This window comes from Deinococcus cellulosilyticus NBRC 106333 = KACC 11606 (assembly GCF_007990775.1).
Taxonomy (GTDB): Bacteria; Deinococcota; Deinococci; order Deinococcales; family Deinococcaceae; genus Deinococcus_C; species Deinococcus_C cellulosilyticus.
Genome location: NZ_BJXB01000030.1, coordinates 12,409 through 24,958 on the forward strand (window position 1 = coordinate 12,409; position 12,550 = coordinate 24,958).

A 12,550-nucleotide genomic window follows, 5' to 3' on the forward strand; every position below is an offset into this window, starting at 1 on the left:
GTGCAGCTCAAACTGTACACCTGCGATGTGCTGTATTCCGGAATGGGAACCCCCAGAAACAATGGGGCCATTGTGGTCTCTGAAGAACTCATTGTGGCCACGGGCACACCAGATGAATTGAAACAGATGTACCCGCAGGCCGTTTTTGCAGGGCACCACAGAGTGATCGCTCCAGAGCCTGCCAACGCGCACACCCATCTGGACCTCAGTGCCATGCCCTACACCGAAAAGCCCTACACCGAATGGATTGGTGAGGTGATTGCCTTTTCCCGCACAGGCAAGCGCAATCTGGAATCGGCTTTACAGGGTTTGACCCAGACGGCCCGCAAGGTGGGAGACATCGTCACCGAAGAGAACGTGATGGAAGCGTTGTTGCAACACGAATCTGCTCAGGGGATCGCCTACTGGGAGGTCATCGGGGTGAATCCTGAGCATGCAGACCCCATCTTTCAGGCCACGGTGGAACGTTTGCGAAGGTGGCGCAAGCTGGAACGTCCAGGGGGCATGAAAGTCGGGCTCAGTCCGCACACCCCCCACACGGTCTCTGGAAAACTGCTCAAAATGCTCTGTGAATTTGCAGATGCCGAGGGCTTTCCCATGCAGATCCATGTGGCAGAACACCCGAGTGAACTGGAGTTCCACACCTCCGGCACCGGAGATCTGGCCCGTGCCGTGGAAGGCTGGTCAGGACAGAAGACCACAGACATTCTGGGCCACGCCAATGGACCCACCATTGTGGAGCACCTGCATCTGCTGGGTGTGCTGAAAACCCGTCCCACCCTCATTCATGTGGTCAACGTTCATGAATCGGACATCCGCCTGATTGCCGAAGCAGGCTGTCCGGTGGTGACCTGTCCCAGAAGCAACCAGGCACTGGACTGTGGTGTGTTCAACTGGCCTGCTTTTGCCCAACATGGGGTTGAAATTGGCATGGGCACAGACAGCACAGGCAGTGGCAAAACCCTGAACATTCTGGATGAGATTCAGTTTGCCAGCACCCTGTACGGAGAGGAGGTGCCCCTGCGCTCTCTGGTCCGTGCTGCCGTCAAAGGCAATTACCGGGTGCTGGGCCTGAACGTGCCGTTTCTGAGGCGCGGCGAACCGGTCAGTAACCTGCAGTTCTGGTCATTTTGACTTGTGCTGGGCGTACCAGATGTAAAAACTGGTGGAGTTGAAGGTCATGAATTCCAGATCGCTGATGGACATCATGGTGGGCTTGCCAGGGGCCTGCTTGGTGTCCAGAATCCCCAGCAGCCGTGACTTGAAAGGGCCAGATTCAATGGTCCAGTAATTCACTTTGTTGCCCTCATACAGGCCCAGATACGTGACTTTTTCTGTTCCAATAAAGTCCTTGTAGTTGCCCGACCAGCCAAGCAAGATCAGGCTGCGGGACTGGGGTTTCTGCTTTGGATAGGACAGGGAGACCGCCTGGGCGGGCAAGCCTTTCAGGTACCCTTGCTCCCACATGAACATGTCCAGCAATTCTGTGGGGCTCGGTAGACGCTGGGCCCCTGCAGCTTTGCCCTGCCAGAATTGGTTGAGCAGAGCACTGTGGTCTTTTGCAAAAGCAATTGCACCTGCAAACATCAACAAAGCTGTCAATTTCTTCATGTCACCAATGATACTGTTTTGAACCAGACCGCACTGGTTTGAACATGTCAAACGCATTTTGGACCCGGTAGATGTTTTGGCGTATACCGCTTGAGTCCTCTAGGCAGGTTAAACTGTGGGCGTATGTTAACTTTCGAGCAAAAACTGCGCAATTACGCCGAAATTGCCGTGAAAATCGGCATCGGTCTCAAAGAAGGCCAGCGACTGCTGGTGCTGAGCCCCGTGGAAACCGCCCCTCTGGCCCGACTGGTGGTGGAAGAGGCCTACAAAGCTGGAGCCCGACTGGTGGATGTGCTGTGGAGCGACGATGCAGTGCAGCTCGCCCGTTTTCAGCATTCCAGAATCGACAACTTTGACGAGGTGTCGAACCTCAACCTGAGCGTCCAGATGGAATACGCCAGCAAAGGTGATCCCGTGCTTTCCATCCGCGCCACCGACCCCAACCTGCTCAAAGGCCAGGACCCCGAGAAGGTCAGCAAGTACAATCTGGCCTTCAGCAAGTCTCGCAAGCCCTACCTGGAACTGGTGCAGGTCAATGCTTTCAGCTGGACCCTGATCAGCGCACCGATCCCCAGCTGGGCCGCCTCTGTGTTCCCCGATGTGCCTGCCGAAGAGCAACAGGACAAACTGTGGGATGCAATTTTTGCTGCCACCCGCGCCGACCTGGAAAACGGCCTGCAAGCCTGGCAGGAGCACATTGTGGCTCTGGACCACCGTGCAAAAACCCTCAATGGCAAAAACTACAGTGCCCTGCACTTCAAGAGCACAGCCACTGACCTCACCGTGGGACTGCCGGAGGGCCACTTCTGGGAGAGCGCCCAGAACCCCAACCGCGCAGGTGACCCGTTCTGCGCCAACATCCCCACCGAGGAAGTCTTCACCCTGCCTCACCGCGAAAAAGTGGATGGCGTGGTTCGCAGCACCAAACCGCTCACCTACATGGGACAGCTGATGGACGGCTTTGAAATCACCTTCAAAGACGGTCAGGTTGTGGACTTCAAAGCAGAACAGGGCGAAGATGCCCTGCGCAAACTGCTTGCCACCGATGAGGGAGCCACCCGCCTCGGTGAAGTGGCCCTGGTGCCCACCTCAAGCCCCATCAACCGCTCTGGCATTTTCTTCTACAACACCCTGTACGATGAAAACGCCGTGTGTCACATCGCTCTGGGCAGCGCATACCGCCACAACATGCATGGAGGCGTGGACCTCTCCACCGAGGAATTCAAAGCCCGGGGCGGCAACGAAAGCCTGATCCACGTGGATTTCATGATCGGCAGCGACGACATGGATGTGGACGGTCTCCTGCCTGACGGCACCCGTGAACCGGTGATGCGTCAGGGCGAATTTGTGATCTGAGCCCCAAACCAAAAACATCCCCTGCATGCAGGGGATGTTTTTGGTTACCAGACTTCAGCTTCGAGTTCGACTCCTTCGAGATCCAGCCCTGAAACGGCCTCCCACACCTTCTGACCTTTGAGTGGGTGCACCCAGTCTGGCAGGATGTCTCCGAGGGGTTTCAGCACAAAGGCACGCTCCCACATTCGGGGATGCGGAAGGGTCAGGCGTTCGGTGTTCAACACCAAGTCGTCATAGGCCAGCAGGTCCAGGTCCAGGGTCCTTGCACCATTTTTGATGAAACGTTCCCGGCCACGGGCATGCTCGATGTTGAGAAGTTCTTCCAGCAGTTCTTCAGGGACAAGGGTGGTTTCCAGAGAGACCACGGCGTTCAGGTAGTCTTCCTGTGCATCCACGACCCCCACAGGGATGGTGCGGTACAGGCTGGACTTGCCCTGAATGGTGCCCAGTTCATCCAGCCAGTCCAGTGCGAACTGGAAACTGGAGACCACATCTCCAAGGTTGCCGCCCAGGGCAATCAGGGCCAGACTCATCTCACACGCTCCACTTCTGCATACACATCCCTGAACACCCCTGGGAGGGGCGCATGGGGTTTGTGCACACGGATCAACAGCCTCTGCAGTCGGGGGTGTTCCATCATCAGGCGGTCTGCGATGGTGTTGGCCAGCACCTCTATGAGGTAATAGCGTTTGGCGGTCACCTCGTCCTGCACCGTGAGGTACACCTTTGAATAATCGATGGTGGATTCCACATCATCGGGAATGCCTGCGAAGTCAAAAAACAGCTCTGCATCCACCACAAAACGCGCCCCGAGGCGTGTTTCCTCCTGAAACACCCCATGCCTGCCGTGAAACTCCAGACCAGAGAGCACCACTTTGCCCAGAGGCTGGTTGGCAAGCGTCGGGGGCACTTTTTCAGCAGAGTAATGGTAGCGGATGGCTGCACGGAGCGCCTCATCGTTGAGGCCATCAAAAATGGGACGGTTGTGCAACGCTTCCAGGGCACTGATCAACAGGTGCTCGGGCAGGATCTCACTCTGACCGAATTGCTTTGCCACAATGGCTGCCGTTTCCATGACCTCCCCCACCCCGCTGGACATGCTGATGGATTTCTGGTCCCTGCGGGTGGTCGGAGGAAACAGACGTTTCAGGCGCTTTCGGAGGACTTCCGGTGTGAATCCATGTTCAGTGATCTGCGTCTGAAAAGGGTAAGCTTCCCGCAACAGGCCCAGCAGAAGGTGTTCCATCAGGACTTCATCATGCCCGAGGGCATGGGCTTCTTCACGGGCATGCTGGAAAGCAGTTCGGGCGGCTTGGGAATACTGCATACACAAGGATTGTATATCAGTGGTCAGCCATCAGCGGTCAGCCGTCAGCAAAACCAGTGGGATGTTTTTCAGATTCTGGTTCAGACAAAAATAAAAAGGAGAATCCAGATGGATTCTCCTTGAAAGCTGAGAGCTGAATGCTGATCGCTGTTGGCTTATCGAACCACGTCGTAGAAGGCGGTGTCGGTGATCCACTTGTCCTGAGGGATGGGTTTCACGATGATGGAGAGCTTCTGGGCCAGTTGCTTCTGACCGCTGGCGTTCACACTGGCGAAGCCACTCTGCTGGTCCTCAAAGCGGGCCAGGGTGTTCAGGTCCAGTTGGGTCTTGCTGGCCAGGGCCAGAACCTTGTTGCGGCCATAAGGGGCAGCGATGTCGAAGGTGAACTGGTCGTTGGTGTCAGGGAAGACCTTGGTGGTGTTGGCCTTCACGAAGTTGCCACCGCCAGCGTACTTGTTGGGGAGAACCATGTCCACGGTGCCGTCTGGGCCCACGTTGAACAGGTAGATGTAGGCGTCCTGGGTGACTTTGACGTACAGTTTGATCTGTTCGCCGGGACGGTAGTCCGGATCGGTTCCGGTCTTGTTGACCCAGGTGTCGACTTTGAGTTCAGTGGGAACGGGGTTGACAATGATTCGCTGGGGACTGACCAGGGGGGCTGCAAGTGCGGTGGTAAGTGCGGTTGCGGCAAGAGCGCCTAAAACAAGTGTGTGTCTTTTCATGCATTCACCTTACCTGTCTGGCCTTGTACAACCGTGATAAAACCGGGCCAAATCTTTAATCAAGGTTTGATTTTTCCTGAATTTTTTCTTGGGAAAACTGTAGCCACGTTGAATTTCTCAAAAAATATGCCGTCCTGGACATCTAAACGCTTCTGAGCGCAGACCAGACTTTCAGGGCCTGAACATGGGCGGGAACATCATGCACCCGCACCATTGCAACGCCCACACCTGCCCCAAAAAGATGCACTGCAATGCTGCCAGGATCACGGCCTTTTGCGTCTGGAACGTTCGCCAGACGATCAATCATCTTCTTTCTGGAAACCCCGAGCAGCACCGGGTGGGCTGTCAACTCAGGGAGATCCCGGATCAACCTCAGGTTGTGCTCCAGGGTCTTGCCAAAACCGATTCCGGGGTCCAGCATCACTGAAGGCACACCTGACTGCAGGGCCATTTCTGCTTGCTGGAACAGGAATTCTTTTACCTCGCGGGTCACATCCTGATAGGTGGGATGTTGCTGCATGGTGCGAGGTTCGCCCTGCATGTGCATGATGATGGCCGGAGCCCCTGCTTCAATGCACACCCGGACCATCTCAGGATTTCGCAGGCCTGTGACATCATTGACGATGTGCGCTCCTGCTTTCAGAGCAGCACGGGCCACCACAGGTTTCATGGTGTCGATGCTGATGAGCACCTTCAGGTCCTGCACGGCCTCAATCAGGGGAAGCACCCTGCGGAGTTCCTCCTGTGCATCCACAGGATCTGCGCCAGGACGGGTGGATTCCCCACCAATGTCCAGCACCAGGGCTCCTGCCTGCACCATGCTTGCAGCCTGTTCCAGTGCATCTTGCAGGTGGTAATGCTGTCCTCCGTCACTGAAACTGTCTGGAGTGACATTCAGGATGCCCATCACTGCAGTTCCCGTCCAGTTCACACGCTGCCTGTTTTGAAAGGGCACACTGCCTGGAACCTCAATTCCGAAATCAAGGTGAAAGGTGTTCACGGGAATCAGAATAAGCGATCAGGGGTCAGCCGTCAGCCATCAGCGGCCAACCCTTAAACCATTCCACGAGAAATTCAGTTGGTCTCGCAGCCATTGGCTCTACACACCCACATGCTGTGACAAACACAGCTTTTGCTCAGGCATTGCTTCAGGGCTGAAAGCTGATGGCTGACGGCTGATGGCTCTTCAGGACAGCAGCTTGTAGTAGATGGCGTTGGCTTCCAGCACCCCGTGAATGTTTCTGGCATAGGCAGGAATGGAGCCCACAAAGCTGTATCCTGCGAAACGGTACAGCCTTTCGGCCTGGTCTCCGAGCACAGTGTCCAGAAAGAGGGTGGAGCGGCCCAGTTTCCGGGCAAGGGCTTCCACAGTGTCCAGCAGAGCTTTCCCGAGGCCCCGGCGTCTGTGGGTGGTCAGCACGATGAGCTTGGCGACCTCGGCACGGTGGTTTCCGTTGGTGCGGGTTTCCAGGTTGAGTTGCACGGTGCCCACCACCCGGCCTTCATCGAGGGCCACCAGAAGCCGTTTGTGGCCTGAGGCCACTGCTTCTTCAACAGACCTCCAGTATTCCTGCACTTCGGCTTCCGGGAGGGGCACCACGAAGCCGATGGAACTCCCCCCTTCTACAGCGTCTCTGAGCAGGAGGGCAAAATCCCGGCGGTGCTGGCGAATCTGTTCTGCGTTCCATTCCTGAATCATGCTGACTTCTCCGATCATGGTTTCCTCCTTCAGAGCACAATGCTTCTGGAATCAGGTTCTTCTGTTGTGTGGTTGTGGGCAGGTGGGGTCTGGATGCGTTTTCCCATCAGGGTCAGGCTGCGTTCCTGATCATCCAGAACGGCAATGTTGGGGAGTTCCCCGTGAATTTCGAAACCCAGGCTCCTGAAAAGGTTCAGGCTGGGGGTGTTGTGGCTGAAAATGAAAGCCAGCAAGGTGTGAAACTCCAGGGTGGGTGCGTGGTGGATCGCTTCGGTGAGCAGAACCCTGCCGAGTCCCTGCCTGCGGTATTCGGGGTGCAGGTAGATGCTGACTTCTGCTGTGTGCCTGTAGGCAGGGCGACCATAAAAAGGGGAAAAACTCAGCCAGCCTGCGATTCTGCTGTTGTCCTGCACGACCCACAGGGGGTACTGTTCGGGGGTGTGGGCTGCAAACCAGTTCCGGCGGCTTTCTACACTGACCGGTTCCAGGTCTGCGGTGACCTGTCTGGATGCCACTGTGGAGTTGTAGATGTCCACAATGTCTTTCAGGTCGCTGGGTGTGGCGTTACGAATCTGCACCATCGCTCCTTCCTGCCTGATCCTTTAAAGATCAGGTTTCGTGATGGATAGGTCAAGAGTATTCAGCTTCCAGAGAGGAATCAAGCGGAAGAAGTGAAACTGTCGCATCAGGTTTTTCGATGGATCTTTTGTCGGGATCTTTTAAACTGAAAGCATGGTAGAGACCGATCAGCTGCTGGCTTTTGAACGCATCGTCCGGGAAGGCAGTTTCTCGAAAGCTGCTTTTGCCCTGGGCATTTCCCAGCCCACCATCAGTGCCCGCATCCAGGCGCTGGAAAAAAGCCTGGGAGGAGCGGTTTTCACCAGAGGCCGCACCGTGCACCTGACCGAGCGGGGAACCAGTTTTCTGCCTTATGCCCGCCGTGCCCTGGCGGTACTGAATGATGGTCTGAATGCCGCTAAACTTGCTGCCAGTGGAGAGCAGGGTGCTCTCAGGGTGGCTGCGCTTCGCTCTCTGACGGTGCATTTGCTGGCCCGCTCCAGTGGGGTGTTCATGGAGCGCTTTCCAGAGGTGCAGTGCACCCTCTTTGAAGGGGACCACTGGCTGGTGATCGAGCAGTTGCATGATGGTGTGGTGGAACTTGGCCTGATCTGTTATCCCCCTCTGGATTACGGTGTGGCGGAGGTGCGGCCCCTGCTGCGCATGATTGAGCCGATCATTCTGGCGGTGCATCCCAGCCATCCCCTGAGTCAGAAACGGGTGTGGAGCCGGGAAGACTTCCTCCAAAGCTGTCCTCTGCTGTTGCAACAGCGCTGGTGGCAGGTGACTCCAATGGCCGTGAACACCCTCAACACCCAGGCCAGAAAGGTGGCGGATGTGCCGATGGAGGTGGGCAAACATCTGGTTCACACCGGACTGGCGGCTGGATTTTTCCCCAAGATGCTGATTCAGCCTGAACTGGATGCAGGGGTTCTGGTGCCTCTGGAGATTCAGGGCTTCCCTTCAATGCTGCGGGAAACGGCCCTGGTGCAACTGGCCCGCAGGCAGCACACCTCCCCCATCGCCCAGCATTTTGCAGGGATTCTGGCCCAGGTGGCCCGGAGCCTGGACATCACTGTGGTCCGGGAAAAGCAGGAGGAACCCGGCTGAAGGCAGTGAGAGCCCAGGTCTGGCCTTGCGAATGGTTCAAGCATTCAGCGAGCAGCGGTCAGGTTTCAGCCAAAGGATTTTGAGCTGCACTGAACGAACATCTCGCTGGACTTGCTGGGGTCTTTGCAGTGACGGCATTTTTTACACTTCAAAGCTTCTGCGGTGGGAGCAACTTTGCGCGGCCTCAGAACAAAAGCTTCTGGTTGACAAAGGGGATTTGCATTCCCTATGATGTTATCGTTCACAATACGACAGCACCAGCAGGGTCAGGGTTTCCACCTGAAGCTCTCATGCGCTAAAGAGCGCTAAAGGCTTTCTTGTAGTTTGAAATTCGGTTCGATCTTGAACAAAAATACACCTCAGGACCGCAGAGGCGCAACGCACCTTTTGTGGTTTTCTGGTCTTCTCTGTGTCATTTATGGCTTTCAATTGTGATCGTTCACAATCTCAAGGAGAATTCTGATGCATCAACATCAACCAACCCGCTCCAAAAAGAAAAACGCCCGCTCAAGGCTCAGCCTTGCACTTGCTCTGTCCTGTGCTGTGTCTCTGGCCTCTCCCGTCTTCGCTGCAGAAGAAGGACTGTTGCTTCACTACACCTTTGACAGCACCTCTGGAAACACCGTCGCAGACAGTTCTGGGAACAAAAAAGATGGTGTTATGGAAGGAAAAGCCAGCTGGACCGCAGCGGGCAAGATTGGAGGGGCCATCGATCTGGATGGAACCTCCGGGTTCATCCGTCTGCCAGAGGCCCTGCTTGCAGAGCAACATGACCTCACCATTGCCACCTGGGTGAAGCCTGATGCCCTGGGCACCTGGGCCAGGGTGTTTGATTTTGGGTCCGGGACCGACAACTGGATGTTCCTGACCCTGAACGACTTCACCAATGCCACCCGCTTTGCTGTTCTTCCCAAAGGCAGCAGTGAAAACCTGCTGACCGGACCGGCTTTCCCGGGAGGCAATGACTGGCACCATGTGGCGGTGGTGATTTCAGGCAACACGTACACCCTGTTCATCGATGGCATCCAGTCAGCAAGTGTCAGCAACATGCAGAATTTTCCCGTGAAACTGGGGGCCACCACCCAGAATTACATCGGGAAATCCCAGTTTGAACCTGATCCTCTCTTTGATGGCAAACTCGATGATTTCCGCATCTACAACCGGGCCATGAATGGTGAGGAACTGATGGCCCTGGTCACTGCAGGCATGACCGACGCCGACAGCGTGTCCTATGCTCAAAAATGGCTGAATCTGGGAGACACCTCCCAGCAGACCCACGACCTGAACCTGCCCACCTCTGGACCTTCCGGGACCACCATCCGCTGGGCCTCTTCAAATCCCGCAGTGGTCAGTGCAGAAGGCAAAGTCACCCGTCCGGCAAAAGGCCAGAGCAACCAGACCGTGACCCTGACAGCCACCCTCCAGAAAGGCACCACCACCGACACACGCACTTTTGATGTGCAGGTCTGGGCTCAGGGGGCCACGGCGTACACGCTGGATGTGCAGGCAGACCAGCCCCTGCATGCCATCAGTCCGACCCTGTACGGGATTTTCTTTGAAGACATCAACTACGCCGCAGATGGGGGTCTGTACGCGGAGCTGGTGCGCAACCGTTCCTTTGAATTCGATCCGCAGCTGAGTGGGTGGGCTGTGGTCACGGACGCTGGAGGGGCAGGAAAGGCCAGTGGTCAGACTGAACGCCCCCTCAATGAGCACAATCCTCAATACATGCGTCTGGAGGTTACGGCTGCGGGTGCAGGACTGTCCAATTCTGGATTTGATGGCATTGCCGTTCAGAAAGGTGCAGCCTACACCTTTTCGGTGCATGCCCGCTCGACCTCTCCCCTCTCCAGACCCCTCACCGTTCAGCTCAGAGGGCAACAAGGCGAGGTGTATGGGAGGTGTGAAGTTTCAGGTGTGACTGCAGCCTGGCAGAAATTCACCTGCACCCTGACCTCGAACACCACCGATCCTGCGGCCAGTGTGGCGTTGATGGTGAATGAAGTTGCCACGGTGGACTTTGACATGGTCTCCCTCTTCCCCGAGCAGACCTGGATGAACCGTCCAGAAGGCCTGAGGGAAGACCTGGCCCAGAAGCTTGATGACCTGCAACCGGGCTTCCTGCGCTTTCCTGGCGGGTGCATTGTGGAGGGAGGTTCCTTCTTCAACCGCTACCGCTGGAAAAACACCATCGGGGACGTGACTGAACGGGAAATCCAGCCGAACCAGTGGGCCAGTGGCTACTACCAGACCTTCGGGCTCGGGTTCCAAGAGTACTTCCAGCTTGCACAGGACATCGGGGCCGAACCCCTTCCCATCCTTTATGCAGGCCAGACCTCCTGCACGGGCACTCCAGACATGGTGGCCCTCGATGACCTTGGGCCCTACATTCAGGACGCACTCGACCTGATCGAGTATGCCAATGGGGACGCGAAAACCACCCAGTGGGGTGCCCTCCGGGCTGCGCACGGTCACCCTGAGCCTTTCAACATGAAGTATCTCGGGGTGGGAAATGAATTGTGGGGCCAGGATTACCTGAACCGCTATGAGAAATTCTACGACGTGCTCAAGCAAAAACACCCCGAAATCCAGCTGGTGCTGAGCGCAGGGGCTTTCCCTTCGGATTTCAATTTTCAGCTGGCCTGGGACTGGGTGAAGAAAACCGGCAAAGCCGACCTGATCGACGAGCACATGTACCAGTCTCCCCAGTGGTTTTATGACAATGCCACCCGTTACGACAATTATGACCGCAAAGGGCCAAAAGTCTTCGTGGGTGAATATGCCGCCCACGGGGTGGGCAAACGCAACAACCTGGAAAGTGCCCTGGCAGAAGCGGCCTTCATGACCGGACTGGAGCGCAATTCAGATGTGGTGCACATGGCCTCCTTCGCTCCTCTGCTGGCCAAAGAGAACCGCACCCAGTGGACCACCGACCTGATCTGGTTCAACAACCAGCAGGTGTACGCCACCCCCAACTATCATGTGCAGCAGCTTTTCAAGCAACATCTGGGCCAGCAGGTTCTGCCCACCACCCTGAAAAAAGAGGTCCAGACCCAGGTGAATGCACAGCCCATCACGGGTTCCATCCTGCTGGGATCATGGAACACTGCGGTGCAGTATGACGATGTGAAAATCACCGCTGGAGACCAGACGGTGAAGTACGGGAATGATTTCTCAGATGCCACCCGAATCTCCGACTGGAACACTTACCGGGGAGACTGGAGCATTGAAGAAGGCACCCTGAAACAGACCAGTGCAAGCCTCACCGATGCCAGACTCCTGCTCGGGCAGGGAGAGGACTGGAGCAACTACACCCTCAGCCTGAGGGCACGCAAAGACAGTGGTGCAGAAGGCTTCCTGATTGGCTTTGGGGTGAAGAACACCAGCGATTACCACTGGTGGAACCTGGGCGGGTGGGGGAACACCTCCACGGCAGTGGAAAAATCGGTGGGTGGGGTCAAAACCACCATCGGAAATGCCACCCCGGTGACCATCGAAACCGGACGCTGGTACGACCTGAGGATTGAGGTGCAGGGCAACCACATCCGCCTGTACCTGGACAACAAACTGATTCACGACATCACCGATGCCCCGTCCAGCAATGGTCCCCTCTACAGTGTCAGCAATTTTGACCAGAAAACAGGAGACATCATTCTGAAGGTGGTCAACACCTCCGGAAACACCCAGAGCACCCAGGTGAACCTGCAAGGGGTGAAAGACCTGCAACCCACAGCCACCCTGATTGAACTCACCTCCGCTTCTGCCCTCGACGAGAATTCCTTTGCTGCACCAGATCAGGTCAAACCTGTGACGCGCACCCTGGGTGGCATCACCCGGAATTTCAGTCATGACTTCCCGGCCCACTCCGTGACCATCCTGAGGCTGCACACCGGCAAGCAAGCGGTCATCGGGTCCATTGAGCCTGTCAGCATGCAAACAGGCATCGGGAAACGTCCGGTGCTTCCTGAACAGGTGACCGTGAAAAACACCGACGGGTCCACCCGCACGGTTCCTGTAAAATGGCAGCAGATCGATGACGTCCAGCTCAGCACCCCTGGCTCTTTCAGGGTGGAGGGCAGCGTGGAAGGAACATACCTGGAGGCAGAAGCTCTGGTGACCGTCACCCCTTAAACCCACCTTCTCCTGGTCCCCCTGCGACACCCGTCC

11 protein-coding genes are annotated in these 12,550 nt (G+C 56.4%); 4 read left to right on the plus strand and 7 right to left on the minus strand.

From position 1 onward, the window contains the following. Positions 1-1,134, plus strand: a complete 1,134-nt coding sequence (locus DC3_RS23755) for an amidohydrolase family protein (protein ID WP_246130792.1) — start codon at positions 1-3, stop codon at positions 1,132-1,134. Here the strand turns inward: DC3_RS23755 and DC3_RS23760 are convergent. Next, the gene (locus DC3_RS23760) at positions 1,126-1,611 is read right to left on the minus strand and encodes a hypothetical protein (protein ID WP_146889314.1); all 486 of its coding nucleotides are present in this window, start codon (positions 1,609-1,611) and stop codon (positions 1,126-1,128) included. The genes DC3_RS23755 and DC3_RS23760 overlap by 9 nt on opposite strands. Before the next feature lie 123 nt (positions 1,612-1,734). On the opposite strand from DC3_RS23760, the gene DC3_RS23765 reads away from it, so the two are divergent. Further along, positions 1,735-2,967, plus strand: coding sequence for an aminopeptidase (locus DC3_RS23765; protein ID WP_146889317.1), 1,233 nt, complete (start codon positions 1,735-1,737; stop codon positions 2,965-2,967). 44 nt (positions 2,968-3,011) lie between these two features. Here DC3_RS23765 and folK read toward each other — a convergent pair whose 3' ends face one another. The 6 genes from folK to DC3_RS23795 form a co-directional block, all read right to left on the minus strand. Continuing rightward, a complete protein-coding gene (folK, locus tag DC3_RS23770; RefSeq protein ID WP_146889320.1) occupies positions 3,012-3,500 on the minus strand; it encodes a 2-amino-4-hydroxy-6-hydroxymethyldihydropteridine diphosphokinase in 489 nt (162 codons plus the stop codon). Continuing rightward, positions 3,497-4,294 carry a dihydroneopterin aldolase gene (gene folB / locus DC3_RS30100; protein ID WP_146889323.1) on the minus strand — a complete coding sequence of 266 codons (798 nt, stop codon included), beginning with the start codon at positions 4,292-4,294 and terminating at the stop codon, positions 3,497-3,499. The genes folK and folB overlap by 4 nt, the downstream gene beginning before the upstream one ends. A 155-nt stretch (positions 4,295-4,449) precedes the next feature. Beyond that, on the minus strand, positions 4,450-5,016 hold the full coding sequence (locus DC3_RS23780; RefSeq protein WP_146889325.1) for a DUF4384 domain-containing protein: 567 nt from the start codon (positions 5,014-5,016) through the stop codon (positions 4,450-4,452). A 142-nt stretch (positions 5,017-5,158) separates the two neighbouring features. After that, a complete protein-coding gene (folP, locus tag DC3_RS23785; protein WP_371863448.1) occupies positions 5,159-6,016 on the minus strand; it encodes a dihydropteroate synthase in 858 nt (285 codons plus the stop codon). A 186-nt stretch (positions 6,017-6,202) separates the two neighbouring features. Then, the gene (locus DC3_RS23790; RefSeq protein WP_146889328.1) at positions 6,203-6,733 is read right to left on the minus strand and encodes a GNAT family N-acetyltransferase; all 531 of its coding nucleotides are present in this window, start codon (positions 6,731-6,733) and stop codon (positions 6,203-6,205) included. An 11-nt stretch (positions 6,734-6,744) separates the two neighbouring features. Further along, positions 6,745-7,296, minus strand: coding sequence for a GNAT family N-acetyltransferase (locus tag DC3_RS23795; RefSeq protein ID WP_146889331.1), 552 nt, complete (start codon positions 7,294-7,296; stop codon positions 6,745-6,747). A gap of 151 nt (positions 7,297-7,447) precedes the next feature. Between DC3_RS23795 and DC3_RS23800 the strand changes: the two genes are divergently transcribed. Then, positions 7,448-8,383, plus strand: a complete 936-nt coding sequence (locus DC3_RS23800; RefSeq protein WP_146889334.1) for a LysR family transcriptional regulator — start codon at positions 7,448-7,450, stop codon at positions 8,381-8,383. Between the two features lie 462 nt (positions 8,384-8,845). Further along, complete coding sequence (locus DC3_RS23805) at positions 8,846-12,514, plus strand: alpha-L-arabinofuranosidase family protein (protein WP_146889337.1); 3,669 nt, start codon at positions 8,846-8,848, stop codon at positions 12,512-12,514. Positions 12,515-12,550 lie beyond the last annotated feature (36 nt).

What these genes read in the sequence shown, in the direction of transcription:
- DC3_RS23760 (WP_146889314.1), bottom strand. Translation starts at nt 1,611, where the DNA reads ATGAAGAAATTGACAGCTTTGTTGATGTTTGCAGGTGCAATTGCTTTT.
- DC3_RS23765 (WP_146889317.1), top strand. Translation starts at nt 1,735, where the DNA reads ATGTTAACTTTCGAGCAAAAACTGCGCAATTACGCCGAAATTGCCGTG.
- folK (WP_146889320.1), bottom strand. Translation starts at nt 3,500, where the DNA reads ATGAGTCTGGCCCTGATTGCCCTGGGCGGCAACCTTGGAGATGTGGTC.
- folB (WP_146889323.1), bottom strand. Translation starts at nt 4,294, where the DNA reads ATGCAGTATTCCCAAGCCGCCCGAACTGCTTTCCAGCATGCCCGTGAA.
- DC3_RS23780 (WP_146889325.1), bottom strand. Translation starts at nt 5,016, where the DNA reads ATGAAAAGACACACACTTGTTTTAGGCGCTCTTGCCGCAACCGCACTT.
- DC3_RS23790 (WP_146889328.1), bottom strand. Translation starts at nt 6,733, where the DNA reads ATGATCGGAGAAGTCAGCATGATTCAGGAATGGAACGCAGAACAGATT.
- DC3_RS23795 (WP_146889331.1), bottom strand. Translation starts at nt 7,296, where the DNA reads ATGGTGCAGATTCGTAACGCCACACCCAGCGACCTGAAAGACATTGTG.
- DC3_RS23800 (WP_146889334.1), top strand. Translation starts at nt 7,448, where the DNA reads ATGGTAGAGACCGATCAGCTGCTGGCTTTTGAACGCATCGTCCGGGAA.
- DC3_RS23805 (WP_146889337.1), top strand. Translation starts at nt 8,846, where the DNA reads ATGCATCAACATCAACCAACCCGCTCCAAAAAGAAAAACGCCCGCTCA.